At 73.9% G+C, this 25,785-nt stretch carries 25 protein-coding genes; 9 read left to right on the top strand and 16 right to left on the bottom strand.

Annotation, left to right across the window (positions count from 1 at the left end):
- Window positions 1-3: 3 nt before the first annotated feature.
- From FHU36_RS06250 to FHU36_RS06235, 4 genes are all read right to left on the bottom strand, one after another.
- Window positions 4-1,563: a class I adenylate-forming enzyme family protein gene (locus tag FHU36_RS06250; protein ID WP_185082831.1), complete on the bottom strand. Its 1,560-nt coding sequence runs from the start codon at window positions 1,561-1,563 to the stop codon at window positions 4-6.
- A 13-nt stretch (window positions 1,564-1,576) separates the two neighbouring features.
- Window positions 1,577-1,912, bottom strand: coding sequence for a VOC family protein (locus FHU36_RS06245; RefSeq protein ID WP_312891454.1), 336 nt, complete (start codon window positions 1,910-1,912; stop codon window positions 1,577-1,579).
- Entirely contained in the window at window positions 1,909-2,271 is a 363-nt protein-coding gene (locus FHU36_RS06240) for a Zn-ribbon domain-containing OB-fold protein (protein WP_185082829.1), read from the bottom strand. The genes FHU36_RS06245 and FHU36_RS06240 overlap by 4 nt, the downstream gene beginning before the upstream one ends.
- A gap of 67 nt (window positions 2,272-2,338) precedes the next feature.
- Entirely contained in the window at window positions 2,339-4,081 is a 1,743-nt protein-coding gene (locus FHU36_RS06235) for a serine/threonine-protein kinase (RefSeq protein WP_185082828.1), read from the bottom strand.
- A gap of 266 nt (window positions 4,082-4,347) precedes the next feature.
- Between FHU36_RS06235 and FHU36_RS06230 the strand changes: the two genes are divergently transcribed.
- Window positions 4,348-4,953 (top strand): cysteine hydrolase family protein, encoded by a 606-nt coding sequence (locus FHU36_RS06230; protein ID WP_312891453.1) that lies wholly within the window; start codon window positions 4,348-4,350, stop codon window positions 4,951-4,953.
- Window positions 4,953-5,699, top strand: a complete 747-nt coding sequence (locus FHU36_RS06225; protein WP_185084637.1) for an SDR family NAD(P)-dependent oxidoreductase — start codon at window positions 4,953-4,955, stop codon at window positions 5,697-5,699. Before FHU36_RS06230 ends, FHU36_RS06225 begins: the two co-directional genes overlap by 1 nt.
- A 31-nt stretch (window positions 5,700-5,730) precedes the next feature.
- On the opposite strand, the gene FHU36_RS06220 is transcribed toward FHU36_RS06225, so the two are convergent.
- Window positions 5,731-6,969, bottom strand: a complete 1,239-nt coding sequence (locus FHU36_RS06220) for a serine hydrolase domain-containing protein (RefSeq protein WP_185082827.1) — start codon at window positions 6,967-6,969, stop codon at window positions 5,731-5,733.
- Window positions 6,970-7,013: 44 nt separating this feature from the next.
- On the opposite strand from FHU36_RS06220, the gene FHU36_RS06215 reads away from it, so the two are divergent.
- Window positions 7,014-7,925 (top strand): cyclase family protein, encoded by a 912-nt coding sequence (locus tag FHU36_RS06215; protein ID WP_185082826.1) that lies wholly within the window; start codon window positions 7,014-7,016, stop codon window positions 7,923-7,925.
- Between the two features lie 15 nt (window positions 7,926-7,940).
- Here FHU36_RS06215 and FHU36_RS06210 read toward each other — a convergent pair whose 3' ends face one another.
- The 8 genes from FHU36_RS06210 to FHU36_RS06175 form a co-directional block, all read right to left on the bottom strand.
- Window positions 7,941-9,440 carry an AMP-binding protein gene (locus FHU36_RS06210; RefSeq protein WP_185082825.1) on the bottom strand — a complete coding sequence of 500 codons (1,500 nt, stop codon included), beginning with the start codon at window positions 9,438-9,440 and terminating at the stop codon, window positions 7,941-7,943.
- A 67-nt stretch (window positions 9,441-9,507) separates the two neighbouring features.
- Window positions 9,508-10,563, bottom strand: a complete 1,056-nt coding sequence (locus FHU36_RS06205) for an LLM class flavin-dependent oxidoreductase (RefSeq protein ID WP_185082824.1) — start codon at window positions 10,561-10,563, stop codon at window positions 9,508-9,510.
- A gap of 91 nt (window positions 10,564-10,654) precedes the next feature.
- Complete coding sequence (locus tag FHU36_RS06200; protein ID WP_185084636.1) at window positions 10,655-11,776, bottom strand: M20 family metallopeptidase; 1,122 nt, start codon at window positions 11,774-11,776, stop codon at window positions 10,655-10,657.
- A 278-nt stretch (window positions 11,777-12,054) separates the two neighbouring features.
- Window positions 12,055-13,518 carry an ATP-binding protein gene (locus FHU36_RS06195; RefSeq protein WP_185082823.1) on the bottom strand — a complete coding sequence of 488 codons (1,464 nt, stop codon included), beginning with the start codon at window positions 13,516-13,518 and terminating at the stop codon, window positions 12,055-12,057.
- Window positions 13,515-15,164, bottom strand: coding sequence for an NAD(P)/FAD-dependent oxidoreductase (locus FHU36_RS06190; RefSeq protein ID WP_185082822.1), 1,650 nt, complete (start codon window positions 15,162-15,164; stop codon window positions 13,515-13,517). Before FHU36_RS06190 ends, FHU36_RS06195 begins: the two co-directional genes overlap by 4 nt.
- Before the next feature lie 90 nt (window positions 15,165-15,254).
- Window positions 15,255-16,016, bottom strand: coding sequence for an SDR family NAD(P)-dependent oxidoreductase (locus FHU36_RS06185; protein ID WP_185082821.1), 762 nt, complete (start codon window positions 16,014-16,016; stop codon window positions 15,255-15,257).
- A 7-nt stretch (window positions 16,017-16,023) separates the two neighbouring features.
- Entirely contained in the window at window positions 16,024-16,881 is an 858-nt protein-coding gene (locus FHU36_RS06180; protein WP_185084635.1) for an RNA polymerase sigma-70 factor, read from the bottom strand.
- A 16-nt stretch (window positions 16,882-16,897) separates the two neighbouring features.
- On the bottom strand, window positions 16,898-17,794 hold the full coding sequence (locus FHU36_RS06175) for an NAD-dependent epimerase/dehydratase family protein (RefSeq protein WP_185082820.1): 897 nt from the start codon (window positions 17,792-17,794) through the stop codon (window positions 16,898-16,900).
- A 157-nt stretch (window positions 17,795-17,951) separates the two neighbouring features.
- Here FHU36_RS06175 and FHU36_RS06170 point away from each other — a divergent pair, with 157 nt between their 5' ends.
- The gene (locus FHU36_RS06170) at window positions 17,952-18,626 is read left to right on the top strand and encodes a ThuA domain-containing protein (protein WP_185082819.1); all 675 of its coding nucleotides are present in this window, start codon (window positions 17,952-17,954) and stop codon (window positions 18,624-18,626) included.
- Between the two features lie 119 nt (window positions 18,627-18,745).
- Here the strand turns inward: FHU36_RS06170 and FHU36_RS06165 are convergent, their stop codons facing one another.
- The gene (locus FHU36_RS06165; RefSeq protein ID WP_185082818.1) at window positions 18,746-19,606 is read right to left on the bottom strand and encodes an alpha/beta fold hydrolase; all 861 of its coding nucleotides are present in this window, start codon (window positions 19,604-19,606) and stop codon (window positions 18,746-18,748) included.
- Window positions 19,607-19,616: 10 nt separating this feature from the next.
- On the bottom strand, window positions 19,617-20,258 hold the full coding sequence (locus FHU36_RS06160; RefSeq protein ID WP_185082817.1) for a MerR family transcriptional regulator: 642 nt from the start codon (window positions 20,256-20,258) through the stop codon (window positions 19,617-19,619).
- A gap of 186 nt (window positions 20,259-20,444) precedes the next feature.
- On the opposite strand from FHU36_RS06160, the gene FHU36_RS06155 reads away from it, so the two are divergent.
- The 3 genes from FHU36_RS06155 (at window position 20,445) to FHU36_RS06145 (ending at window position 23,052) form a co-directional block, all read left to right on the top strand.
- Window positions 20,445-21,515, top strand: a complete 1,071-nt coding sequence (locus FHU36_RS06155; protein ID WP_185082816.1) for a thiolase C-terminal domain-containing protein — start codon at window positions 20,445-20,447, stop codon at window positions 21,513-21,515.
- Between the two features lie 86 nt (window positions 21,516-21,601).
- Complete coding sequence (locus FHU36_RS06150) at window positions 21,602-22,126, top strand: RNA polymerase sigma factor (protein WP_185082815.1); 525 nt, start codon at window positions 21,602-21,604, stop codon at window positions 22,124-22,126.
- Window positions 22,123-23,052 carry a hypothetical protein gene (locus FHU36_RS06145; protein WP_185082814.1) on the top strand — a complete coding sequence of 310 codons (930 nt, stop codon included), beginning with the start codon at window positions 22,123-22,125 and terminating at the stop codon, window positions 23,050-23,052. The genes FHU36_RS06150 and FHU36_RS06145 overlap by 4 nt, the downstream gene beginning before the upstream one ends.
- Here the strand turns inward: FHU36_RS06145 and FHU36_RS06140 are convergent.
- Window positions 23,013-24,101 carry an N-acetylglucosamine kinase gene (locus tag FHU36_RS06140; RefSeq protein WP_185082813.1) on the bottom strand — a complete coding sequence of 363 codons (1,089 nt, stop codon included), beginning with the start codon at window positions 24,099-24,101 and terminating at the stop codon, window positions 23,013-23,015. The genes FHU36_RS06145 and FHU36_RS06140 overlap by 40 nt on opposite strands.
- A gap of 78 nt (window positions 24,102-24,179) precedes the next feature.
- Here FHU36_RS06140 and FHU36_RS46215 point away from each other — a divergent pair, with 78 nt between their 5' ends.
- Both FHU36_RS46215 and FHU36_RS06130 read left to right on the top strand, forming a co-directional pair.
- The gene (locus tag FHU36_RS46215; RefSeq protein WP_185082812.1) at window positions 24,180-25,049 is read left to right on the top strand and encodes a MurR/RpiR family transcriptional regulator; all 870 of its coding nucleotides are present in this window, start codon (window positions 24,180-24,182) and stop codon (window positions 25,047-25,049) included.
- Complete coding sequence (locus tag FHU36_RS06130) at window positions 25,050-25,784, top strand: sugar isomerase domain-containing protein (RefSeq protein WP_185082811.1); 735 nt, start codon at window positions 25,050-25,052, stop codon at window positions 25,782-25,784. It begins immediately after the preceding gene.
- Window position 25,785 lies beyond the last annotated feature (1 nt).

Here is a 25,785-nt window from a genome sequence, read left to right as displayed (position 1 = left end):
GCCTCAGCTCTCCAGCAGCCGGTGCAGCTCGCGGCGCAGCAGCTTGCCGGGCCCGCCGGAGGCGTCCTCGGAGTGCGGCAGGGCGTCGGCCACCACGATGTGGTCGGGCCGCTGGTGCGGGGGCAGCACGTCGGCCAGCGCGAGCGCCAGCTTGGCGGGGTCGAGGGTGTGCCCGGCGCGCGGCACCACGGCCAGCAGGATGCGCTGCCCGGCCGCCTCCCGGCCCTCGGTGTGCGCCGGGACGCCGGTCGCGCCGGCCTCCGCGACGCCCTCCAGCGCCGTGGCCGCCTCCTCGACGGCGACCGGCTGGCTCCAGACGCCGCCCTTGAGTATGGCGTCCTCGCGCCGGCCGAGCACCCGCAGCACCCCGTCGGCCGAGACGGTGCCGAGGTCGCCGCCCACGTACCAGCCGTCGCGCAGGATCTCGGCCGTCCGCTCGGGCAGGCCGTCGTAGCCGGCCATGACGTGCGGCCCGGCCAGGTTGATCTCGCCCGTCTCGCCCACGACCCGCTCGCCCGACGGGCCGGTCACGCGCACCGCGTTGCCGGTGCGGGCCCGGCCCGACGAGCCGAGCGGCGTCGAGCCGTCGTCCACCCGGCCCATGCAGGTGTAGGGCGCCTCGGTCTGGCCGTAGTAGGAGTAGACGGCGGCGCCGGGCAGGCGCTGCTTGACGCGTTCGAGCATGGTGGCGGTCAGCGGCTCGCCGCCCAGCATGATCACGCGCAGGGACGACAGGTCCACCTCGGCGTGGCCGGCGGAGCCGAGCAGCGCCGCGTAGAACGACGGGACTTGCGAGACGTGGGTGACGCGCTCGCGCGGGACCACGCGCAGGAAGTTCGCCGGGCCCCAGTCCTGCTCCAGCACCAGGCGCATCCCGGCGTACAGGGCGGGCCCGACGATGGCCGGGAAGCCGATGCCCCAGATGATCGCGCCGGTGCCGAACACCGCGTCCGGCCCGCGTGGCACGTCCAGCCAGATCTGGGCGGTCGCCAGCGACGAGGCGTGCGTGTGCACCACGGCCTTCGGCAACCCGGTCGTGCCCGAGGTGTAGTAGAGGGCCAGCGGGTCGTCGTGGCCGCCCCCGATCGGCGGCTCCTCCTCGGGGGCGGACGCGGCCCGCGCGTCCAGGTCCACGGCGCCCGGGCCGGGGCCGCCGACCTTGATCCAGGTGGTGACCTCCGGCAGCGACGGCCTGATCTCGGCGACCGCCTGCTCGACCGTCGCGTCGTACACGAAGGCCGTGCACCGCGAGTGGGCCACGACGGCCCGCAGCGTGTCGAGCGGCCAGTAGGGGTTCAGGGCGGCGGTGACCGCGCCCAGCTTGGCCTGCGCCAGGTAGATCTCGGCCACGTGCAGCGTCTCGTTGAGCAGCGCCGCGACCCGCTGTCCGGGGGTGATCCCGGCGGACAGCAGGGCGTGGGCGCGCCGGTTGACGATCCGGTTGAGCTCGTCGTAGGTGAAACGTCGCTCGCCGCAGTAGGTGAGCGCCACCTGCTCGGGGGCGCGCAGCGCGCCGGCGGTCAGGATCGCGTGGCCGTAGTTGCCGTAGGGGGATCGCGCCATGGTGGCCTCCCGGTCAGCGGGGCGAATAGAGCACGAACACGTTTCCCGAGGGGTCGCGCAGCACGGCCCGCGTCTCGTGCGGTCCGTCCTCGGGCGGGCGCACGACCTCGCCGCCCCGCGCCGACAGCTCCCGTACGGCCAGCGCCACGTCGGCCACCCGGTACGAGGGCGCGGTCGCGTCGGTGACGTGTTCGGCCGGCCCGGCCAGCGCCACGGTGACGCCGCCCCCGTCCAGCGCGGCGAACCTGTCGCCGTCGCGGAACTTGACCGGCAGCCCGTAGAAGGCGATCGCCTGGTCCAGGTCGGCGACGGGGATCAGGACGTTGCCCACCTTGCCGAGCACGCTCACCGGGGCCTCCAATGCGGTAGATCGTCCACGAACGTCACCCGCACCGGCATGCCGATGCGTACCTCGTCCGGCGCGCATCCCACGACCTGCCCGAAGGCGCGGGCCCCCTCGGGCAGATCCACCCAGGCCAGCACGTACGGTTCGCGCCCCTGGTAGCCGGGCGCGAACGACCGGTGCACCACGGTGAAGGTGTGCACCACGCCCTCGCCCGACACCGGCTCGAAGACGAGCGGGCCGCCTGCGCACCAGGGGCAGTCCGTCTCGGGCAGGTGGACGCGCCGGGCACAGGCCGTACAGAGCTGGACGACCAGCTCGCCGCGCCTGCAGGCCGCCCAGTAGGCGGAGGTGTCACCGGACATCGCTTGCCAAGCTAGCGCACGCTTGGTTGGCGGACAAGAGCCGGTGCGGACGGCGGGAGCACCCGCATCACCCGCCTTCGCCGGGGCCCGCCGGGCCGCCGGGCGGCGACCAGGTCTCCGGGGACGGCAGGGCGCCGTCCCGGCCGGGGCTCGGGCCGGGCAGGTCGGAGGGAGAGATGGAGGCGGAGGGGGAGGGGCACGGGGCGCCGTCCACGGCCGCCTCGCTCACCTGCGGGCCGTTGCCCGCGACGGGCTCCGTCAGCACGACCAGCCCGAAGTGCACGCGGGTGCCGCACGGCACGTCCCCCAGGTCGCGCAGCACGGTGCTGGTGTAGACGTCGTGGCCGGTGAGCGTGCGCGTCTCCTCGGCGACCGTACGGGCCGGGCCGTCGCCCTCGCGCCGGGTGTAGGTGATCCGTAATCGGACCGGCCCGGTGCCGTCGGCGGCCACCCGCACCGCGCCCGCCGAACCGCTCCACCGCACGATGTCCGCCGAGCGCACCGACGGCCGCGCGACCGCGCTCCGCGTCGGGGTGGGCACGGCCGTGCCGGGGGAGGAGGTGGGCCGCGAGGGCCGGCGCGTGCCCGTGGGCACGGGCGGTGCGGTGCGGGTCACGGTGCCGGGAGCGGTGCCCGGCGGGGTGCCTGGCGGGGTGCCTCGCGGGGTGCCCGGCGCCGCGTCGGGCGGGGTGCGGGCCGGGGTGGCGGAGGGGCGCGAGCCGGTCGGGGTGCGGCGGGCGGGCGCCGTCGCGTCGCCCGGTGCCGCCTCCTCCCCACCGGGCGTGGTGGGTGGCGGCATCAGCACCGTGCCCGGCCCGGACGACCCCCCGCCGGCCAGCAGGATGCCGATCATGACCGCGGCGACCGCCGCCCCCGTGATCCACAGGTGCGGCGGCGGCTTCGGCACCCCACGCGGCCTGCCGCGCGTCCCCTTGGCGGACCCCTGCTCGCTCCGGGCCAGCGGGAAGCCGAGCGCGAGCGCCGTGGCCCGCTCGGCGAGGTGGCGGCGGCCGCGCTGTTCCCACTCGGGGCCGTACCCCGCGACCGCGTCCTCCTCCAACTCGGCCGCGAACTGCGGGGCCGAGGCGTACCTGAAGTCGGTGTTCTTCGCCATTCCGCGCCGGAGCAGGTCGCGCAGCGTGTCGGGGACCACCTCCAGCGGCACCGCCTCCGACAGGTGCTTCTCGCGCAGCGACACCACGTCCGCCGCCAGGTACGGCGGCCGCCCCATGACGGCCTCGAACAGCAGGCACGCCGCCGCGTACAGGTCGGCGGCCGGGCCCGCCGGCTCTCCGGTCCACAGCTCCGGCGACATGTACGGCGGGCTGCCCGCCGGCACCCCCGGCTCCTCGGCGTGCACCACCACTCCGAAGTCGCCCAGCCTGACCGTGCCGTCGGCCTGGACCAGCACGTTGCCCGGCGTGACGTCCCGGTGCGGCACTCCCGCGCCGTGCGCGGCGGCCAGGGCCAGCAGCGTGCTCTTGAGCAGGGCGAGGGCCGCCTCCGGGCTGGTCCGCCCGTGCTCGGCGAGCAGCGTGCGCAGCGACACCCCGTCGACGCACTCCATCACCACGGCCGCCCGCTCCGGCGTCTCCACGTACTCGTACGTCCTGACCACGGCCGGGTCGTCGAGCTCGACGAGCGCGCGGACGTCGGACCGGAAGCGCTCCATGAACGCGGCGTCCCGGCGCAGCGTGGCGTTCAGGTACTTGATGGCGACGTACGCGCCGGTCGCCTCATAGGTGGCGAGGAACACCCGGCCGGTGCGGCCCGCGCCGAGCTGGCGAACTTCGTGGTACCCCGGGACCACGTCCCACCCCCATCACGCCGTTCCTCGTGGATTCGACGGTCTCACCCGGGGTGCCGGTTGTCACGTCTGCCGAAATATCACCGTACGTCCCGGCCGTGCCACGCCTGGTGGCCCTTCCGTCCGGGCCCGTGTGATCAGCTGGCCATGACCGCCGGCGCGCTGCTCTGGCGACGTACGTCTCGGCCTGCCGGCGGTCGTCAGCGGGCGGGTCGCCGTGTACGCTGCGATGTGACCAAGCAAGCGCTCGGCTAGGAGAGGGTGCGCCGGTGGACCGGACGGCCGTGCTCGTCATGGAGATGCAGAGAGGGGTCGTCGGCGACCTCACCAAGTTCCCGGACCTGGTCACCGCCTGCCGGTCGCGCGACGTGGTGCCCAACACCGCCGCCGTCCTGGAGGCGGCCCGCGCGGCGGGCGTCCCGGTCGTCCACTGCACCGCCGCCTTCCGCGCCGACCGGGCCGGATCGCACACCGGCAACTGCCCGTTCATCGTCTCGCTGCTCGACGACCCCGCCCACATGCTCGACGGCACGCCGGCCGTGGAGGTGCTGCCCGAGCTGCGCCACCCCGGCGACCTGGAGAGCAGGCGGCTGCACGGCTTCTCGCCGTTCACCGGCACCTCCCTCGACATGACCCTGCGCTCGCTGGGGGTCTCGTCCGTCGTCGCCGTGGGGGTCTCGCTCAACCTCGGCATCCCCGGGCTCGCCCTGGAGGCCGTGAACCTCGGCTACCGCGTCACCGTCGTCACCGACGCCGTGGCCGGAGTGCCGGAGGAGTACGCGCGCGCCGTGCTGAGACACACGATCAGCCTGCTCGCCACCCGCACCACGGCGGCCCGCCTCGTGGAACGGTGGACGGAGGGAGCGGACCGGTGATGGACGGGATGCGGCTGGACGGGCGGGTGGCCGTGGTCACCGGCGGCGCGGGCGCCATCGGCGCGGCCGTCGCCGCCGACCTGACGGCCCTGGGCGCCCGCGTGGTGGTCGCCGACGTGGACCTGCGCGGTGCGGAGCGGGTCGCCGCCGGTCTGGCCGGCGGCGTCCCGCTGGCCCTCGACCTCGCCTCGCCGGAGTCGGTCGAACGCTTCTGCCGGGAGGTCGTCGCCGGACGCGACGTGGACGTGCTGGTGCACAACGCGGGCGTCTCGATCGTCGAGCCGTTCACCGAGAGCGACCCCGCCGGCTGGGACCTGATGTGGCAGGTGAACCTGCGGGGCCCGATGCTGATGACCAAGCTGCTCCTGCCCGGCATGCTGCGCAGGGGATGGGGACGGCTGGTGTTCGTCTCCTCCGACGGGGCCCGGGCCGGGTCGGGCGGCGAGGGCGCGTACGCGGCGACCAAGGCCGGGCTGTTCGGGCTGGCCAAGACGCTCGCCAGGGAGGCCGCCCGGGCGAACGTCACCTCCAACGTCGTCTGCCCCGGCCCCACCGACACCCCGATGCTGCGCCGGGTGTCGGCCGCCGAGCCCGGCCTGGTCGACCGCATCGCCAGGACCATCCCGCTGCGCCGCCTCGGCACGCCCGCCGACGTGGCCGGCCTCGTCGCCTACCTGTGCACGGACCGCGCCGCCTACGTGACAGGGCAGACCCTGTCCGTCAGCGGCGGGGTGACCATGCACTGACCGCGACGGCCGACCCATGCGTATCCCGCGCTCAGAGCGACCGGTAGACCGCCTCGGTCAGGCGGTAGGCGCGCAGGCTGCCCGAGACGGTGTCGGCCATCCTGTTCATCACGTAGCCGACGGCCAGGCCGTGCCCGGGATCGGCCAGGCCCAGGAAACCGCCCAGCCCCGTGTGGCCGAACGCGGTCCGCGACGGGACGAAGAAGGTCATCGACGGGCGCATGTAGCCGAGCCCGAACGAGCTGTCCACGTGCAGCACCCGGTCGGGGCCCGACACCCGGGCGCGGACGGCGTCGGCCAGCGTCTCGGGGCGCAGGATCTCGCCCGCGATCAGCGACCGGTAGAAGCCGGCCAGGGCGCCGGCCGTGGTGACGACCCCGGCCCCCGGCCAGCCGGCGCGCAGGATCACGGGGTGGTTGGCGCCCCCCTTGAGCCGCTGCATGCCGGGGTTGCCGAGGGCCCGGTTCATCAGACTGCCGGGATCCCGGGCGTCCCGCGCCATCCGCGCGAACGCGTCCTCCTTCCCGGCCCCGTCCGCCCGCTTCTCGTCCGCTCCCGCTCCGTCCGCTCGTGCCTTGGCTGTCACGGCGCTGTCCTCGGCGGTCGCGGGGGCGGGGCCGGCGCCCGCCTCCGCGGGGGCGCGGCGGTCGCCGGCCGTGATGCGGGCGGCGCGGGCGATCACCGGGTCGGGCGCGCCGATCCACAGGTCCAGGCCGAGCGGCCCGGCGATCTCCGCCGCGACCAGCTCGCCCACCGACTTGCCGGTCACCCGCCGCACCACCTCGCCCACCAGGAACCCGTACGTCAGCGCGTGGTACCCGTGGGCCGACCCCGGCTCCCACAGCGGCCGCTGCCCCGCCAGCCGCGCCGCGATGGCCGGATGGTCGCCGAACTCCTCCACCGGCACCGGCTCCTCCACCACCGGCAGCCCCGCCTCGTGCGTGAGCAACTGCGCGACGGTGATCGCCGCCTTGCCCTCGGCGGCGAACTCCGGCCACACCTCGGCCACCGGCGCGCCCACGTCCACCAGCCCCCGCTCGGCGAGCTGCAGCAGCACCGTCGCGGTGATCGCCTTGGTGCAGGAGTAGGCGAAGGCGGGCGTGTCCTGCCGCCACGGCCGTCCGGTGTGCCGGTCGGCCACACCGCCCCACAGGTCCACCACCAGCTCGCCGTCCAGGTACACCGCGAACGCGGCGCCCAGCTCCTCCCCGTCGGCGAAGTGCTGCTCGAACACCTCGCGCACGCGCGAGAACCGGGGATCGCAGTGCATCGGACCTCCCTGACTGCCGGACCGTTCGGAAAGGAAGCGCTTACTTGGTTGCCGAGCCTAACAACTGGGGCCGATTCGGCCCAGACGACCAACGCGGCACCCTCAACCTGCTCACCCCGGAGGTGGTGCTCCAGGCCCTCGGCGCGGCCGCCACGGGCCGGGTGCTCAGCCTGGCCCTGCCGATCAGGGGCGCCACGTCCTCTGCCGCGCCCGCGACCGTGCCGCACCTGAAGGGCAGGCCGCTGCCGCAGCACTTCATGTCGGTCGACGGCGGCGACTACGCGGCGGGGGCGCGCCCGATCGGCGCGGGCCTGCGGGTCGCCGACGACGCGCTGGTCGTCTCCCCGCACGGCACCACCACGCACATGGACGCGCTGTGCCACATGTGGTCCGGCGACGAGTTGTACAACGGCCACCCCGCCGCCCGGGTGCGCTCCTACGGCGCCACCAGGTGCGGCATCGAGCGGGTGGGCGGCGTGGTCGCCAGGGGCGTGCTGTTCGACGTGCCACGCGGCCTCGGCCTCGACCACCTGCCCGCCGGCCACCGCGTCACCCCCGCCGAACTGGAGGACCTGGACCCGGGGTTGCGCGCCGGCGACGTCGCGGTGGTCCGCACCGGCTGGCCCGCCGTCTGGCGGCGCTCGCCCGAGGAGTACTGGTCCGGCCAGCCGGGACTGTCGCCCGAGGCGGGGCGGTGGCTGGCCGCCCGTGACGTGTCCGCCGTGGCCTGCGACAACGCCGCCATCGGCGGGCTGGACTCCCGCCAGTCCGCCGCGGAGGGCCTGGCCGACGACCTGCACCTCGTCCTGCTCCACCGGCACGGCATCCACCTGATGGAGATGCTGTGGCTGGAGGAACTGAGCGAGACGGGACGCACGGAGTTCGTGCTCGTCGCGGCGCCGCTGAGGATCGAGGGCGGCACGGGCAGCCCGATCAACCCGCTCGCGATCCTGTAATGGCGGTGCCGCCGGTCAGGCGCCGGGGTAGTTGCCGCCGCCGTGGGCGCGGTCGAGGGCGTCGTAGTCGGGGGTGAAGCCGCGCTTGGGTATCGCGTCCACGAACACCACCTCCCGGGGCTTCTTGTACGCGGCCAGCAACCCCTTGACGTGGCCGATCAGTTCCTCGGCCGGGACCGAGGCGCCGCCTTCGAGGACGACCACGGCCTTCACCGCCTGGTGCCAGCGCTCGTCGGGCACGCCGATCACGGCGGCGTCGGCGACGGCCGGATGACCGCGCAGCGCGCGCTCGACCTCGGCCGGGTAGACGTTCTCGGCACCGGACTTGATCACGCGCAGCTTGGGCCCGATGAAGGTGATGCTGCCGTCCGGCTCGCGGCGGCCGAGGTCGCCGGTGTGCTGCCAGCCGTACGCGAACTTCGCAGCATTTAAGTCGGGCCGGGCGAAATATCCGGAAAAGAGGGACTTGCCGCGTGCGCAGATCTCGCCCACCTCGCCCACCGGAAGCTCGTCCCCCTCCGGCCCGAGGATGCGCACCTGTACCAGCGGCGACGGCCGCCCGGCGAAGCCCGCCGCCCCCGGAGCCAGCCCCAGGAACGTGAGCATCCCGCTCACCTCGGTCTGTCCGTAGCCGCCCATCTTCGACCGGCACCACGGTGAGTCGTCCACGGTGATCAGCTCGTCCCACTCCGCCGAGTGCGAGACGAACCTGAGCGACGACAGGTCGTACTTGCCCTGCGGCCGCACCGCCACCACGGCGTCGATCATCGGTCCGAACAGGAACGCCTGCGTCACCCGCTCGGCGTCGATCAGACGGCAGACCTCCTCGGCGTCGAAGGCGGGCGTGAAGACGTTCACGCCGCCGATCTGGAGGGTGGCCAGGCAGAACATCATCGTCCCCACGTGGAACAGCGGCCCGCTGTTGAGGAAGGTGAAGTCCGGCTCCATCTGGCGCACCACCAGCAGGGACGTGCTGTGGGCCACCAGGGCGGCGCTGCTCAGCAGCGCGGCGCCGGGCCGCCCGTCGAAGGCGGCGGTGTAGAGCGCCAGCACCGGCTCGGTGTCGGACACCTGCGGGAAGTCCCGCACCGACCCGCCCGCCACCAGCTCCTCGTACCCGTCGCCCGCCCGCACCCACGCGCCCGTCGCGGCGCCCGCCTCGCGCGTGGCCGTGGTCGCCTCCGACGGCTCCCAGACCACCACCCGCGGCGTCAGGTCGTCCACCACGAACCTCAGCTCGTCCGCCGACTGCCGCCAGTTGGCCGGGCAGAAGACGGCGCCCAGCCGCGAGCAGGCCAGCAGCAGCTCCAGGACGGCGTGGGAGTTCTGGCCCAGCCACAGCACCCGCTCGCCGGGCGCGACCCCGCGCGCCGACAGGGCGTCCGCCAGGCGGCTGACGCGGGCGTCGAGCTCCGGATAGGTGAGGCGGACGTCCCCGTCCACGACCGCCGTCCCCAGCGGGCGGCTGCGGGCGTGCTCGGCGAGGACGTCCGAGAGGGTCAGGCTGTGGATCATCGCGCCTCCTGCGGGGGGTGAGCGGCCGGGGCCCGGCACGGAGTCATGGCCCGGCCGGGCGTACGGATCACGAGAAAGCGGGCATGACCTCGGCGGCGAAGAAGCGCATGACCTTCTTCATCTCCTCCAGCGGCATCGGCCGGGTGCTGCCGAAGTCGCACAGCAGGTTGGCGAAACCGGCGTCGCGCAGCAGCGTGATCTGCTCGACCACCCGCTCCGGATCACCGATCACCTCCAGTTGCTCCCACCGGAAGTCGGCCGAGACGCTGCCGCCCTTCAGGTAGCGGTCCTGGTAGTACTCGAAGCCCTGCGCGGCCCGGCCGGTCCTCGGATCGATGGGCGCGCTGCGCTCGTTGAAGATGCGCGAGCGGTCGAAGGCCGCCTCGAACCTCTCCTGGTCCCGCCGGGCCTGTTCGGCCGTCGGCGCCACGTACACGCTGCGCGCGACCACCAGCTCGGCCTCGGCCGGGTGCCCGGCCCGGGCCGCGGTCTCGCGCCAGGTCTCGGCCGCCTTGACGACCTTGCGGAACGGCGCCGCCGGGTCGGCGAGGATCGGCAGCCCGCGCTCGGCGTACATGGTGACGGTCTCCGGCGACACGGCGGCCACGTGCAGCGGGGGGTGCGGCGTCTGGAGCGGGCGCGGGGCGAGCGCCACCTCGGTCCCGGTCCGGTAGAACTTGCCCTCGTGCCCGAACGTCTCCCGCGTCCACAGCCCGAGGATCACCTCCAGCGCCTCGTTGAACCGGTCGCGCGCCTCGGCCAGGTCGATGCCGAACCCCTCGAACTCGAAGCTCTGGTAGCCCCGCCCGATCCCCAGGTCCAGCCGCCCGTCGGACAGCACGTCGACCTGGGCGGCCTCCTCGGCCACGTGGACGGGGTTGTGCAGGGGCAGCACCACGATGCCGGTGCCCAGGCGGATCCGCGAGGTCCGGGCGGCGACGTGCGCGAGCACGGTGAAGAGGTTGGGTGCCACGCCGTAGTCGCGGAAGTGGTGCTCGGCCAGCCGTACCCCGTCGAAACCCAGCTCCTCGGCCAGCTCGATGAGCTCCAGATGGTAGTCGTAGACGTCCTTGAAGCTCTGCCCGTCGAACCGGTGGAAGAGGTGGAAGGTTGAGAACTTCATGCGGCGGCCTCTCGCAGGGTGTAAACCAAGCGCTCGCTTGGGAGCGTATCAGGTCCGCCCGCGGTTGAGACCCCTGCCGGGCCGAGGATTCCTACCCGAGCCCTGTCGCCGGCCCGGTGACCAGCCCCGTCACCAGCCCCGCCGTCAGTGCGGTGCGTACCGGGATGTGCTCGACCAGCACGTGCTCGTGCCGCGCGTGCGCGCCGCCGCCCACCGCGCCCAGCCCGTCGAGCACCGGACGGTCCAGCGCCGAGACGAAGTTGCCGTCGCTGGCGCCGCCGACCGCGACCTCCTCCAGACGCAGGCCGAGGCGGGCCGCCACCTCCGTCGCCGCCTCGAACAGCCGCCGCGACCCCGGTGTGGGCGCCATGGGCGGCCGGTTCCACCCGCCGGAGACCGAGACCGTGACCCGCGGATCGGCGGCCCGCAACGCCGCGAACACCGCGTCGATGCGCGCCATCTCCGCCGGCTCGCCCACGCGCACGTCGATGCAGGCCCGGGCCCGCCCGGCGGCCACGTTGCGCCCGGTGCCGCCGTTGACCAGCCCGACGTTGACCGTGGTGCCGCGCTCGGGGGCGCCGGAGGCGGCGATCCGCGTGATCACCTCGGCCATCGCGTGGATCGCGCTCGCCCCCGCGTCCGGGTCGAGCCCCGCGTGCGCCTCGACGCCGGTGACGGTCACGTCGAACACGCCGACGCCCTTGCGCGCCGTCTTGAGCCTGCCGCCGTCGGCCGACGCCTCGAAGACCAGTGTCGCCAGCGCGCCGTCGCTCGCCGCCTCGATGTACGGGCGCGAGAACGGGCTGCCGAGCTCCTCGTCGCCGTTGAACAGCATCCGCACCGAAGGATGCGGCAGCCCCAGCTCGCGCAGCCCGCGAACCGCCCAGACCGCCTGCACGAGCCCCGTCTTCATGTCGAACACCCCCGGCCCCGACGCCCGGTCCCCGTCGAGGACGAACGGCCACTCGGCCAGCGTGCCGGTGGGCCAGACGGTGTCGTAGTGGCACAGCAGGAGCACGGTGCCGGGGGCGGTGCCAGGGTAGGTCGCCTCCCAGGTGTCGCCGTGCCCGCCGCCGTCGCGCACCACCTCCGTGGCGGGCCGGCCGAGCCGCCCGGTCACCAGGGCACGCAGCCCGTCGAGGCCGGTGGCGAGCATGGTCTTGTCGTAGCTGTGGGTCTCCAGCTCGACCAGGGTCCTGATGTCGTCGAGCATGGCGGGCAGGGCCTGACGGGTCCAGTCGGCGATCGGCACGGGGGAGTCCTCTCTGGCGGACGGCGTTCGCGGGGGAGGCGTGCGTACGGGGAGAAGGGGGCGCGCGGGACGTGCGTGCGTGTGTGAGAGGTTGGGTCAGGTGGGCCAGGCCGTCCGGATCGGATCGGGCCGGTTCAGGTCGGGCAGGGCCGGTTCAGGTCGGGCAGGGTCGGATCGGGTCAGGTCGGGCGGGGTCGGATCGGCTGGAGTCAGGGCGGCTGGGATCTGGGCGGCTGGGGTCAGGGCGTGGGGACGGGGGCCGGGCCGGCGGCGGCCGGCTCACGCAGCGGCAGGCGCACCTCGAACCACGTCTCGCCGGGCACCGAGCGGACCTTGATCTCGCCGCCGTGCCGCCCGGCCACGATGCGGTAGGAGATGTCGAGCCCGAGACCCGTGCCCTGGCCGACCGTCTTGGTGGTGAAGAACGGCTCGAAGATCCGGTCCTTGATCGCGTCGGGCACGCCCGGCCCGGTGTCGCCGATCTCGATGATCGCCTCGTCCTCGTCGTGCGCGGTGCGGACGGTCAGCGTGCCCTCCTCGCCCATCGCGTCGATCGCGTTGTGGATGAGGTTGGTCCACACCTGGTTGAGCTCGCCGCCGTAGGCGGGGATCGACGGCAGCGTCCGGTCGTAGTCGGTGACGACGGTGACGCCCGGCGGGATCTTGCCGCGGAAGATGGCGATCGTGCTGTCGAGCAGCTCGTGCACGTCGCAGATCTGGAACGGCGCGCGGTCCATCTGGGAGTACTGCTTGGCCGAGCGGATCAGCGACGTGATGCGCTCGGTCGCCTCGGTCACCTCGCCGAGCATCTGTGAGATCTCGACCGCCTCCGACAGCCAGCGCAGCGCCGCCGGCGCGTGCTCCTCGCCGACCTTGGCGCACACCTTGGCCAGGTGCCCGCAGCCGAACCCGGCCTGCACCAGCGCCGGCGCCAGGTCCCAGGCGTCGTCCACGCCCATCGCCTCCAGCGCCTCTGCCAGCTCGTCCTCGGCGTCGGAGATCTCCAGCGGGCTGCGCGACGGCAGCTTGCCCACCGCCTCGGTGCAGTTCTCCTGCATCTCGATGAGCGCGCGCAGCCGCTCGGGCGGGATGCCGTCCTCGGCGAGCCGGGCCAGCTCCACGCGGGACGTCCGGATCAGCGAGCGCAGCTCCCCGACCGCCCGGACCGCCGCGGCGGCCGGGTTGTTCAGCTCGTGGGTGAGCCCGGCGGTGATCGTCCCGAGCGCGGTGAGCCGCTGGCGCCGGTCGATGACCTCGCGCTGCATCCGCCCGCCCGACCAGATGCCGTCGAGCAGGTGCATCGCCATCGGGAACCACTCGGTCACGATGTGCGCGAACTTCTTGGCCGGCAGCATGAAAACGCGCGAGGGCGCGGTGGCCCGCAACGTGTGCTGGTAGGTGTCGGGGGCGCGGTCGCCGAGGTAGGCGGCGGTGGCGCCGCCGTACACGCCGGGCTGGGAGACGCGCGGCATCGCGACGGTGCCGGCGCTGACGGTCTCCTGGACCATCTGCACCTCGCCCTCGATCAGCACCGCGAAGCACTCGGCCGGCTCACCCTGCCGCAGGATGTCCTGGTCCCGCTCGAAGGAGCGCACGGCACCGCTGCCGGCCAGCTTGGTGAGCTGCTCGTCGGTCAGCCGCTCGAACAGGAACAGCTTGCGCAGCTCGTCGATGTCGATGGGCAGGTCGGTCGGAACGCTCATTGCTTCTCCAGGTAGCGGTGCACGAGCGCGACGGCCATCGCGCCCTCGCCGACGGCCGAGGCGACCCGTTTGATCGACTCCGCCCGCACGTCGCCCGCCGCCAGCACGCCCGGCACGTTGGTCTCCAGGTAGTAGGGCTCGCGCCGCAGCGGCCAGTTGCGCGGCCGCCGGCCGCCCTGCAGCAGGTCGGGGCCGGTGAGCACGAAGCCCTTGGCGTCGCGCTCGACCGTCTCGTCGAGCCACGAGGTGTAGGGCTCGGCGCCGATGAACACGAACAGCCACTGCGCGTCGACCGTGCGCTCCTCGCCCTTGGTGCTGAGCGTGAGCCGCTCCAGGTGACCGTCGCCCGCCCCGCCCGAGACGTGCGTCTGGACGTGCACCTCGATGGTGGGGATCGCCTGGATCTGCTCGATGAGGTAGTGCGACATGGATCTCTCCAAACCGTCACCTCTGACCAACAAATGGACCTTGCTCGCGAATCCCGCCAGGTAAACCGCCGCCTGGCCCGCCGAGTTGGCCGCCCCGACGACGTACACCTCGGCGTCGCGACAGGCCGGCGCCTCGGTCAGCGCGGCTCCGTAGTAGACGCCCCGGCCGACGAAGTCGTCCAGGCCGGGCGCGTCCAGACGGCGGTAGGTCACCCCGGTCGCCAGGATCACCGCGTGCGCCGCGATCTCGCCCCCGTCCTTGAAGCCCACCACCCGAGCCTGTCCGCGCGGCTCCAGGTGGGTCACCTTTCGCGCGCTCAGCAGCTCGGCACCGAACTTCAGCGCCTGCCTGCGCGCCCGGTCGGCGAGCTGCTGGCCGGAGACGCCGTCGGGGAAGCCCAGGTAGTTCTCGATCCGGGAGCTCTGGCCCGCCTGCCCGCCGGAGGCCTGCGCCTCGACCAGCACCGTGTTGAGCCCCTCGGAGGCTCCGTAGACCGCCGCGCCCAGCCCGGCCGGCCCCCCGCCGACCACGATGAGGTCGTAGAAGTCGGTGGCCGGCGTGGTCGACAGCCCCACGGCCGAGGCGAGCGTGGACTGGTCGGGCGCCTGCAGCGACACCCCTTCGGAGGTGATCACCAGCGGCAGGTGGCACTGCTCTCCCACGGCAGCGACGAGCTGGGCGCCCTCCGGGTCCTCGGCCAGCATCCACTGGTAGGGCACGTGGTTGCGGGCCAGGAAGTCGCGCACCCGGTAGGAGGGCGCCGACCAGCGGTCGCCCACCACCCGCAGCTCCGCCACCTCGATCCGCTCGGTGCGCTGCCAGGCGTCGAGCTGGTCGTCGATCACCGGGTAGAACTTCTCCTCCGGCGGGTCCCACGGCTTGAGCAGGTAGTGGTCGAGGTCGACCACGTTGATCGCCTGGATGGCGGCGTCGGTGTCGGCGTAGGCGGTCAGCAGCACGCGGCGCGCGTAGGGGTACATGTCCATCGCGGCTTCGAGGAACTGCACGCCGTTCATCTGCGGCATGCGGTAGTCGGCGAGGATCGCGGCCACCTCGTCGCCGCGCAGCCGCATCTCCTTGACGGCGTCGATCCCCTGGTCCGCGGCCTCGGCACGGACGATCCTGTAGTGCTGGCCGTAACGACGTCTCAGATCGCGGGCCACCGCCCGCGACACGCCCGGGTCGTCGTCCACCGTCACGATGACCGGCTTTTCCATGGCACTGCCTTCCCCACGAGGTCCCTCAAGGGAAGCATGTCATGCGTCCGGGCCCTGCCGGTCCGCCGGCGGCGGGCTCCGGCCCGCCGCTCAGGCGATGACGTGCGCCTCCCCGCCGTCGACCAGCAGCGACACCCCGTTGACGAACGAGGCCCGCTCGCTGGCCAGGAACGCGACCACGTCGCCGACCTCCTCCGGCCGCCCGACCCGGCCGACGGGCACCCGGTCGCCGCGCGCCGCCAGGCCCTCCGCCCCGCCCGACAGCGCGCGCAGCCGGCCGGTGTCGATCGGCCCCGGCATCACGTTGGTGACCAGCACCCCGTCGCCGCCCACCTCGCGGGCCAGCGTCCGCACGATCCCGGCGACGGCGGGGCGGGTCGCGTTGGACAGGGCCAGCCCGTCGATCGCCTCGCGGGCCGACTTGCTGGTGATCGTGACGATGCGGCCCCAGCCGCGCGAGCGCATCTCCGGCAGCACGGCGTGGATCAGCCGGACCGTGCCCAGCAGGTTGCGCTGGACGGCCACGTCCCACTCGGCCGCGCCCATGTCGACGAAACGGCCGGCGGGCGGCCCGCCCGCGTTGGCCACCAGGATGTCGACGGGCCCCAGGATCTCGCGGGTCTCGGCGGCCACGCGCGCCGCCGCCTCCGGGTCCTCCACGTCGGCCAGCACCGCGTGCACCACGCCGCCGAACTCCTGCAGCTCCACCACCGCGTCGGCCAGCCGTTCGGGGTCGCGGGCGCTCACGCACACGTCGCACCCCTCCCGTGCCAGGCTCTTGGCGGCGGCGAGGCCGATGCCCGCGCTGCCGCCGGTGACGAGTGCAACCTTGCCCGTGATGCCGAGATCCATGAGGCGACTATAGGTCCGCCGGCGCCACCCGCCGCAGCTTGTCCGGATTGCGCACGATGAAGATCTCGCTGATGCGGCCGTCGCGGACCGCGAAGGCGGTGAGCTGCGGGTGGCCGCCGCTGACGCTCCACACCGCCGGCAGGCCGTTGACCTCCGTGACGACGCCCTCGGAGCCGTGCTGGGAGACCACCGCGTCGATGAACGACACCGCCTTGCGCCGGCCCAGGATCGGCCGCAGCGCGGCCCGCACCTTGCCACCGCCGTCGCTCCAGATGACGACGTCCTCGTGCAGGATCTCGGCCAGCGCGCCGAGGTCGCCGCCCGCCGCCGCCTCGATGAACCGCATCAGCAGCCTGGTGTGCTCCTCCTCCGTCGGCTGGAACCTGTCGCGGCCGTCGGCCAGCCGCAACGAGGCGCGCCGGTGGAGCTGGCGGGCGTTGGCGACGGACACCCCGACGACGCGGGCGATCTCGTCGTACGGGAACTCGAACGCCTCCCGCAGCACGAACACCGCGCGCTCCGGCGGCGACAGCCGTTCCATCAGGTGCAGGGTCGCGTACGACACCGTGTCGCGCAGCTCGGCCGTGTCGAGCGGCCCCGCCTCGGCGGTGGGGACGGGTTCGGGCAGCCACGACCCGGTGTAGGACTCGCGTCTGACCCGGGCCGAGCGGAGCTGGTCGAGCGCGAGCCGCGACACGACCGTCACGAGGAACGCCCGCGGGTCCCTGATCTCGTCGTGGTCGATGGCCTGCCAGCGCAGCCAGGCCTCCTGGACGACGTCCTCGGCGTCCCACATGCTGCCCAGCAGCCGGTAGGCGAGCCCGAGCAGGGTCGGCCGGTGCTGTTCGAAGTCCACGCTGTCCATGCTGTCCACGCTGGGATCATCCCTCCCGGTCGAGCATGGCGGCGTGGCGGGGCCGCCAGTCGAGTCGCATCCGCGCCCGGCTGTTGTCGGCGCCGCGCAGCCTGGTCATGTACGCCACACCGAACGGGCCGACGGCCAGCCGCGCCAGCAGGGCCGGCACCCGCCGCGGAGCCGGGGCGCCGAGCCGCCGCGCGTAGGCGGGCAGCCAGTCGCGCATGAGCACGGGCGTGTCGTCGACCACGTTGAGCGCGCCGGTGACGTCCTTGTCGAGGGCGGCGATGATCGCGGTGGCGGCGTCGTGGGCGTGGGTGAACGACAGCACCGAGCCGCCGTCGCCGACCACCGGCATCCGGCCCCGGCGGACGGCCTCGGCCGTGGAGCCGTCGTCCGCGTAGAACGAGCCGGGCCCGGTGAGGTGGCCGAAGCGCAGCACCAGCCCGCCGGCCCGGACGGTCTGCCGCTCCAGCTCGGCCAGCGCGGCGACGACCGGCCCGTACGGCCGGGGCGGGTCCGACCACAGCGGCGCGTCCTCGTCCGCGAGCCCTTCGCCGGGCCGGTAGGCGTACGCGAGCCCCTGGGCGACGAACCGGGCCCCCGGGGCGGCCTCCAGCAGGGTACGGGTGCCCTCGATGCGCAGCCGGTTCGTGAGCGCGAACTGCCTGTCGATCCGTTTCGGGTCGATGGCCTTCGGGATGGCGGTGAGCAGGTGCACGACCGCGTCGGGGGCGGCCTGCCGTACCGCGCGGACGGTCGCGTCACGGTCGAGCGCGTCGGCCACGACGGTCCGCGTGGCGCCGGGCACGGCCGTGCCCGGCGCCCGGGACAGGCCGATCACCTCGTGGCCCACGGCCGCGAGCAGTGGGACGAGCTGCCGGCCGATGACTCCGGTGGCTCCGGCGACGAGCACGCGCATGATCACTCCTTGGTTCGGACGTTCCGTACCATGGACGGGACACCAGCACCGGATGTGACAGTGCCGCTGCGTAGGTCGCCGATGTGACAGTCGCCGATGTGACGGTTCGTGCTGTGACAGGGTGGCGCCCCGGGGGCAGGCGTGATGGTCTTGGCGGATGGCGAGAAATCTGATCCTGTCAGGAGGCCCGTTCCACGACTTCGACGCCACCTCGGCGGCCCTGGCCGAGGTGCTCGCGGAGGTGGGGATCGAGTCGGAGATCACCGAGGACATCGCCGGAGCGCTGAGCGAGCCGTCGGAGACGCAGCTCATCACCGTCAACGCGCTGCGCTGGCGGATGGAGTCCGACCGGTTCGCCGACCTGCGTGAGCGGTGGCGTTTCGAGCTGCCCGCCGAGGCCCGCACCACGCTGCTCGACCACCTCGACCGGGGCGGCGGGCTGCTGGCCATGCACGCCGCCTCCATCTGCTTCGACGACTGGCAGGGCTGGTCCCGCGTGCTGGGCGGCTGCTGGACCTGGCCGAAGTCGCACCACCCGCCGCTCGGCTGGACCGGCGTGCGGGTGCACGGCGGCCACCCGGTCGTCGAGGGGCTGCGCGACTTCGACGTGGTGGACGAGGTCTACAGCGACCTGGACGTGCTGCCCGACGTCCGGCCGCTCGCCTCCTCGGGCGGCCAGCCGCTCGTCTGGGCCCGTCCGGTACGGCGTGGCCGCGTCCTCTACGACGCGCTCGGCCACGACACGCGCTCCTACGACAACGAGATCCACCGGACGCTGCTCCAGCGCGCGGCGCTCTGGCTGCTGAAACGGCCGGTCGCGGTCAGGGACTGAGCCGCGGCGCCCACCCGTGGCAGGGGTCACGGCGGAGCCGGCCAGGATGCGTCCAGCGTGACGGCATGATCACCGGGATGAGCGGAGCGGGCCGGCCCGCCGGGGACGGCGCGTCCGGTTCAGGAGCTCGTGAAGTCCCTGATCGCCGCGGCCAGCTCCGCCGGGGCCTCCTCCGCCATGTGGTGGCCGCTGTCGATCGCGTGGCCGCGCACGTCGTCCGCCCAGCCGGCCCAGATCTCCCGGGGATCGCCGTACAGGTCCTCCATGTCGTCCTCGGAGCCCCACAGGAGGAGCAGCGGGCGGCTCAGCCGCCGCCCGGCCGCGCGGTCGGCGTCGTCGGCGGCACGGTCCACGCCCAGCCCGGCCCGGTAGTCCTCGCACATCGCGTGCACGGTCTCCGGGTCGTGCAGGGCCCGGCGCAGGTCCGCGTACGCCTCCTCGCCCATGACGGAGGAGTCCACCTGATACCAGGCGGCGGGGTCGGCGTTGATGACCCGTTCGGCGGGCTTGGCGGTCTGGCCGAGGAAGAACCAGTGCCACCACGCGGCGGCGAAGCCCGCGTCGCAGCGGGCCAGCGCCGCACCGATCGGCACCGCGTCGACGATCACCAGGCGGGTCACCGCGCCGGGATGGTCGGCCGTCAGCCGGTGGGCGACGTAGGCGCCGCGGTCGTGGCCGACGACGGTGAAGCGGTCGTGGCCCAGGGCGCGCATGAGGGCGACCATGTCCCGGGCCATGGCCCGCTTGGAGTAGGGGGCGTGGTCGGGGGTGGTGGGCGGCTTGCTGGAGCGGCCGTAGCCCCGCAGGTCGGGGCAGACCACGGTGTGGTGCGGTGCGAGCAGCGCGGCGACCCGGTGCCAGGTCGCGTGCGTCCTCGGGTGGCCGTGCAGGAGCAGCACCGGTGTGCCCGTGCCGCCGTGCCGGACGTACAGCTCCGCCTCGCCGACGTCGATCCTGTCTTCCGCGAAGTCTTCGAACATCCGCCCGCCCCTACCCGGCGGGCGGCGTTTGATCCTTTCCGGCCAGCCGGCGGGCCGACTCCGACTCGTGGGCGAGGCGGCGCAGCGCGTCGAAGGCGCGGCCGTACAGGACCGTGCCGAGCACCACGGCCTCGACGGCGCTCTCGCGGGAGCCGTCGAGCGGGAGGGCGTCGAGCTCGGCCGCGGCGAGCCCGCCGGCCGTCTCGGCGTAGCGGCTCAGGTCGGTGGACATGCCGAGCCGGCGCAGGGTGAGGAGTGTCTGGGCCAGCTCGTTCCTGGTCGGGGCGTCGGGGGCGATCGTCCAGCCCTGCTCGTCGATGAGGCGGTCGGTCTCGGCGCGGGCGGCCTGCCAGTCGTCCGACGGCTCGGGCTCGACGGCCGGGCCGAGCGCGTACTGGGCGGTGCCGAGCATCTGGTGAACGGGGAGCGACTCGTCCTCGACCGCGTCGATGACCTGCTTGATGGCGGCCACCGGCAGCCTGCCGACCTCCAGCAGGGCCCTGATGAGGCGGAGTCTGCGCAGGTGGGAGTCGTCGTAGACGGCACGGGTCGCGGCGACCTGCTCGCCCTGGTGGAGCAGGCCCTCGCGCAGGTAGTACTTGACCGTCGCGAGGGCGACGCCCGAACGGTCGCTCAGCTCCGAGATGCGCATCAGCGGATAATAGCGCTATCCAGTGGGGTCGCGGACACCCTCACCGAGCAAGCGCTTGTCTGTGAGGTCGGCGGGCGTTAGCGTGGCGGGCGAGCACCGCAGACGTCGTCCGCCGGAATGGATCGCGCCCCGTCCCGGCGGGCGACCGCACAGCGGGGCAGGAGCGCAGCCGGTCGGGAGGTCGCCATGCAGACGTTCGCCGGACGGGCGGCCGTGGCCGGCGTGGGGATGACCGCGCTCAGCCGCGCCTCCGGACGCACCGTGCTGCAACTCGCCGTCGAGGCGTGCCGGGCGGCCTGCGCCGACGCGGGCCTGGCGCCCGGAGAGGTGGACGCGCTGCTCAGCTACCACCTGAACGACTCCGTGCCCGTCACCCGGGTGGCGCGCGCGCTGGGGGTCGAACGGCTCGGCTGGCACAACGACATCGCAGGCGGCGGCACCCAGGCCGCGTCCGTCCTGGGTGACGCGGCCATGCTGATCCACGCCGGGCTGGCCCGCCACGTCCTCGTCTACCGGGCCCTGAACGGCCGCTCCGGCCGGCGGATGAACACCGTCTCCACCGGCGAGCAGGAGAGATTCACCTACGGGATGGCCGGACCGATCCCGCTGTTCGCCCTGGCCGCCACCCGCTACCTGCACGACACCGGGCTCACCGGCGAGCACCTGCACGCCGTGGTCGCCCAGTCGCGCGACAACGCCCGCGGCAACCCGCGCGCCCTGCGCGCCGAGCCGCTGGACCTGGCCGACTACCTGGCCAAGCCGTACGTGTGCACGCCGCTGCGCACCGCCGACTGCTGCCAGGAGAGCGACGGGGCGTGCGCGCTGCTGGTCAGCGGCGTGCTGGACGGGCCGCGCGTGCGCGCGGTGGTGCGCGGGGGAGGACCGGGCTGCTCGGCGATGGACCGGGCGCCCGACGTCACGGCGGTCTTCTCCGCGTACGTGGCGCCCCGGCTGTGGGAGGTCTCCGGCATGCGGCCGGCGGACGTGGACGTGGCGCTGCCGTACGACGCCTACTCGTGGCTGGTGCCGAGGCAACTGGAGGACTTCGGTTTCGTCGCGCGGGCCGAGCTGGGGCCCTACCTGCTGGAGCGGCGGCACGCCTGGGTGAATCCGCACGGCGGGCTGCTGTCGGAGGGGTACGTGCACGGCCTCAACAACGTGGCCCAGGCCGTACGGGAGCTGCGCGCCGGCCGGGAGGTCGCGCTGGTGACCGGCTTCGGCGGCAGCTACGGCAGCGCCGCACTCCTGGCGTCCTGATAAATCCTGAAATGCTGGCGGGTCGTCGGACATGAAGGGGATGTTCCGATTCCCTTGACGAAGGAGGCCGGCCATGGGGACCGCCCGTGGATGACGACCGGAAGATCCGGTTCGAGGCCGTTTACGCACAGACCTATGAGCAGATCCTCGGCTACGCGGTGCGCCGCTGTGACTCGCCGGAGGACGCCGCCGACGTGGTGGCCGAGACGTTCGCCATCGCCTGGCGGCGCGTGGACGTGTTGCCGCCCGGCGAGCAGGCCCGGCTCTGGCTGTACGGCGTGGCCCGCAACGTGCTGGCCAACCACCGCCGCGGCGTGGCCAGGAGACGGTTGACCGAACTCGACGCCGACGTGGCCGACCTGTACGGACGCACCCCCGAGGAAGGCGTCGAACTGGGCGCCATCGTCCAGGCGCTCAGGCGGCTGCCCGAGGCCGACCGCGAGCTGCTGTCGCTGGTCGCCTGGGAGGGGCTGGACGCGGGCCAGATCGCCGAGGTCCTCGGCTGCTCGCGCAACGCCGTGCGCATCCGCCTCTACCGGGCGCGCAGGCGCTTCTCCAGGACGCTCGCCGGCGCGGGCGTCACCGTTCACATTCCTGTGGAGTCGACATGAACGAGCTGAGGCGGCTCGCCAGGGTTCGCGACGAGGAACTGGCAGGCCGGGCCTCCGGCGCGGGGGCCCGGACGCTGCTGGCCACCGTCACCGCCACCGACGTCCACACCGCCCCCGACGTCCCCGGTGTCGGCGATGAGCGCGGCGCGGCGCGGCGGCGGCGCGCCAGGCGCCTGCTGCTGGGCGCCGTCGTCACCGCAGCGGTCGTCACCGCGGTCGCGGCCGGCCCCGGCCTGCTGGGCGATCGCGCGGGGACGGCCACCTCGTACGCCAACGCGGCGATGGAGATCGAGCTGCAGGGCGACTACTGGGTCGCCAGGGTTCGCGACCCTTTCGCCGACCATCACGAGTACGCGGAGGCGTTCCGGGCGGTGGGGTTGGACATCGACCTGCAACTGCTGCCGGTCTCGCCCAGCCGGGTGGGCGAGATCGTGCGGATGGGCTTCAGCGGCGCCACCGGCCCGAGCAAGGGCATCGGCGGCGACCGGGAGCCGGCGGGCTGTACGTTCGGGCAGGAGGACTGCTTGCTCAAGGTGACGGTGGGCCGCGACTTCACCGGCAAGGGCATCCTGTACCTGGGGCGGATGGCCCGGCCGGGGGAGAGGTACCAGTCGGCCGGCACGGCGACCCGGAAAGGCGAGATGCTGGCGGGCTTCCGGGTGGACGAGCGCCCGGTCGGTGAGGTCGTCGCGGAGGCGCGCCGGCGCGGGCTGGAGGTCGTCTTCCAGATCATCGAGCCGCAGAAGAGCGGCAGGGGCTACAGCGTCGACCCCGATGCGCGCCCGCGGGCGGTGGGAGACGGCTGGATCGTCTGGGAGGCCGAGGCCGACCGGCCCGGCGTCGTCCGCCTGCTGGTGACGGAGGAGCGCCTGCCGAGAAACCCCGTCTACGGCGGTCCCAAGCCCCCGGTGCTGACCAGCGGCTGAGTGAACACGGGGTGCAGCTCGCGGGCCCGTTCCGGTGACAGCAGCCCACCGGCGCGGGCCGCGAGCCACGCCGCCGCCCCCGCCGCGTCCCGCGCCGTCGCCACGCTCTCGACCGGATCCTCGCCCATCAGCAGCTCGCGCACCGCGTTCCTGACCGGCCCCTCGCTGGTCAGCACGCTGCCCGCCAGCACCACCGGGCCTGACACGTGCACCCGCCGCGCCGTGGCCACCAGGTGGCCGGCCGCCTCGCGGACGATGGTCACGGCCATCGGGTCGCCCTCGCCGGCGGCCCGGCTGACCAGCCGGGACAGCGTGGCCAGCCGCATGTGGTCCGCCTGCGCCAGCCGGACGATCCGGTCGGCGTCCGCGCGCGGCGACACCCCCCACGCCACATCGCCAGCGCCCGGCGATCCGGCGTCCGGGGACCCGGTGCCCAGGAACTCGGCGGCCACCAGTGCCACCAGCAGGCCGTTCCGGGACCCGCGGTCGAGCGCCGCCACGACCGCACGGGCGGCGGCGCGGCCGATCCAGAACCCGGACCCGGCGTCGCCGAGCAACCAGCCCAGCCCGTCGGCGATCGCGGCCAGCTCGTGGTCCTCGACCCGGGCCGCGACCGCGCCGGTGCCCGACAGCAGCAGCGACCCCGACGGCTCCGGCGTGCCCGCCACGTACGCGATGAGCACGTCACGGACCACCCGCGGCCCCTCGGGAACGCCCAGCTCCGCCCACACCTTGGCCAGCTCCGGCTCCAGCGCGTCGACCCTGCCGGCCACGCCCGCCAGCGACGCCACCACGCGTGAGGGGTCCACGTCGCGCAGCGCCCGCTCCAGGGCCGTGCCGATCGCCGCCACCGCCGGGGCCAGGCCGTGGGCGCTCGGATTGCCCGCCCCCGCCGTGCCGTAGCCGGCGCGCGTCCCGTCGAGCGCGTGCACCGCCACCCGGGTGGAGGTCGCGCCGGCATCCACCCCGACCACGAACGACCCGGCGGACGACGCAGCGGCCGAATCAGCCGACGATCCGGGGGACGACCCAGCGAACGACTCAGTCACGCTTTGATTCTGGGTCTTGACGCGACACCGAAGCAAGAATAATTTTCGCCGAAAGCCAGGGATTCGGAAGGAATATTTGTGACGTCAGGAGCCCTCGGGCGCATCGGCACGGAGCTTCCGGGTCTGCCGGAGGCGCTGCGCCGCGTGGGAGAGGTGATCCTCGGTGACCCGGCCGAGGCCGCCCGTTCCACGATCATCGCGCTCGCGGAGCGCGCGGGCAGCTCGCCCGCGACCGTGACGAGGTTCTGCCGCGCGTTCGGCTTCTCCGGCTACGCCGAGCTGCGGGTGGCGCTCGCCACCGAGACCGGCCGGGCCGCGCAGGCCGGCTGGGGCGCCGGCGTCGGCCACGAGATCGGCCCCGACGACCCGCTCGACTCCGCCATCGAGGTGATGGCCGCGGCGGACGCCCGGCTCATCCAGGACACCGCCGCCCAGCTCGACTCCGCCGTCGTCGCCCGGGTGGCCGACGCGATCGTGGCCGCCGCGCGCGTGCTCCTCGTCGGCGTCTCGACCAGCGGTAACGTGGCCACCATGCTGGAGGGCCGGCTGCGCCGCATCGGCATCCCGGGCTGGAGCGCGGGCGACGCCCACGTCGCGCTGTCGGACGCCGCGCTGCTCGGCACGGGCGACGTCGCGATCGGCATCAGCCACCGGGGCCGCACCCGCGAGGTGATGGAGGCGCTCGCCGAGGCGGGCAGCCACGGCGCCACCACGGTCGCGGTCACCTCGTTCGCCCGTTCGCCGCTGGCCGAGCTGGCCGACCTCGTGCTGACCACGGCGAGCAGGGAGACCACGTTCCGGCTCGGCGGCCTGGCCGCGGTCCACTCGCAGCTCTTCGTGCTCGACGCCGTCTACGTGGCGGTCGCCCAGCGTACCTACGAACGCACCAACGAGGCCTTCGAACGCACGATCAGCGCGGTGGAGAGCCACCGGGTGGAAAGAGGCTGAATGACGTACGCGACCGAGGCCCTGAAGCTGGCGCACCACGTCGCCGAGACGCAGGCGGAGCCGGTGCGGCGGGCGGCGGCCCTGCTGGTCGCGTCGCTGCGCGCCGGCGGCGTGGTCAACGCGTTCGGCTCGGGCCACTCCGAGGCGATCGCCATGGAGATCGCCGGCCGGGCGGGCGGTCTCGTGCCGAGCAACCGGCTCTCGCCCCGCGACCTCGTCCTGTACGGCGGGCAGCCGCCGAGCGTCCTCACCCCCGAACTCGAGCGCGACCCGGCCGTCGCCCACCAGATCTACGCCCTCGCCCCGGTCGCGTCGCAGGACGTGTTCGTGCTGGTCTCCAGCTCGGGCGTGAACGGCGCCGTCGTGGAGCTGGCCGCGCTCGTCAAGGACCGGGGCCATCCCCTGATCGCGATCACCTCGGTGCGCCACAGCACCCGGATGACCTCGCGCCACCCGTCCGGCCGCAAGCTGCTCGACCTGGCCGACGTGGTGCTCGACAACGGCTCGCCGTACGGCGACGCCATCCTCGACCTGCCCGGCGGCGGCTCGTACGGCGCCGTCTCCACCATCACCTCGGCGCTGCTCGCACAGATGACGGTCGCCGAGACGGTGTCCGCGCTGGTGGCGCTCGGCGAGACACCCCCGATCTACCTCTCGGTCAACGTGACCGGCGGCGACGAGCACAACAAGGCCCTGGAGAGCCGCTACGCAGGGCGCATCAGACGTGGAGCTTGAC

It is taken from the genome of Nonomuraea muscovyensis, assembly GCF_014207745.1.
Taxonomy (GTDB): domain Bacteria; phylum Actinomycetota; class Actinomycetes; order Streptosporangiales; family Streptosporangiaceae; genus Nonomuraea; species Nonomuraea muscovyensis.
Note: the sequence above shows the minus strand (reverse complement) of the source record. Positions and strands in the feature narration are given on the sequence as shown.

Excerpts from the sequence above, each read along its gene's own strand:
- FHU36_RS06240 (WP_185082829.1), bottom strand. The coding sequence starts at position 2,271 with ATGTCCGGTGACACCTCCGCCTACTGGGCGGCCTGCAGGCGCGGCGAG.
- FHU36_RS06205 (WP_185082824.1), bottom strand. The coding sequence starts at position 10,563 with ATGAAGTTCTCAACCTTCCACCTCTTCCACCGGTTCGACGGGCAGAGC.
- FHU36_RS06155 (WP_185082816.1), top strand. The coding sequence starts at position 20,445 with ATGCAGACGTTCGCCGGACGGGCGGCCGTGGCCGGCGTGGGGATGACC.
- FHU36_RS06170 (WP_185082819.1), top strand. The coding sequence starts at position 17,952 with ATGGCGAGAAATCTGATCCTGTCAGGAGGCCCGTTCCACGACTTCGAC.
- FHU36_RS06190 (WP_185082822.1), bottom strand. The coding sequence starts at position 15,164 with ATGGAAAAGCCGGTCATCGTGACGGTGGACGACGACCCGGGCGTGTCG.
- FHU36_RS06210 (WP_185082825.1), bottom strand. The coding sequence starts at position 9,440 with ATGATCCACAGCCTGACCCTCTCGGACGTCCTCGCCGAGCACGCCCGC.
- FHU36_RS06160 (WP_185082817.1), bottom strand. The coding sequence starts at position 20,258 with ATGCGCATCTCGGAGCTGAGCGACCGTTCGGGCGTCGCCCTCGCGACG.
- FHU36_RS06225 (WP_185084637.1), top strand. The coding sequence starts at position 4,953 with ATGGACGGGATGCGGCTGGACGGGCGGGTGGCCGTGGTCACCGGCGGC.
- FHU36_RS06185 (WP_185082821.1), bottom strand. The coding sequence starts at position 16,016 with ATGGATCTCGGCATCACGGGCAAGGTTGCACTCGTCACCGGCGGCAGC.
- FHU36_RS06175 (WP_185082820.1), bottom strand. The coding sequence starts at position 17,794 with ATGCGCGTGCTCGTCGCCGGAGCCACCGGAGTCATCGGCCGGCAGCTC.
- FHU36_RS06200 (WP_185084636.1), bottom strand. The coding sequence starts at position 11,776 with ATGCTCGACGACATCAGGACCCTGGTCGAGCTGGAGACCCACAGCTAC.
- FHU36_RS06130 (WP_185082811.1), top strand. The coding sequence starts at position 25,050 with ATGACGTACGCGACCGAGGCCCTGAAGCTGGCGCACCACGTCGCCGAG.
- FHU36_RS06250 (WP_185082831.1), bottom strand. The coding sequence starts at position 1,563 with ATGGCGCGATCCCCCTACGGCAACTACGGCCACGCGATCCTGACCGCC.
- FHU36_RS06180 (WP_185084635.1), bottom strand. The coding sequence starts at position 16,881 with ATGGACAGCGTGGACTTCGAACAGCACCGGCCGACCCTGCTCGGGCTC.
- FHU36_RS06195 (WP_185082823.1), bottom strand. The coding sequence starts at position 13,518 with ATGAGCGTTCCGACCGACCTGCCCATCGACATCGACGAGCTGCGCAAG.
- FHU36_RS06165 (WP_185082818.1), bottom strand. The coding sequence starts at position 19,606 with ATGTTCGAAGACTTCGCGGAAGACAGGATCGACGTCGGCGAGGCGGAG.
- FHU36_RS06145 (WP_185082814.1), top strand. The coding sequence starts at position 22,123 with ATGAACGAGCTGAGGCGGCTCGCCAGGGTTCGCGACGAGGAACTGGCA.
- FHU36_RS06220 (WP_185082827.1), bottom strand. The coding sequence starts at position 6,969 with ATGCACTGCGATCCCCGGTTCTCGCGCGTGCGCGAGGTGTTCGAGCAG.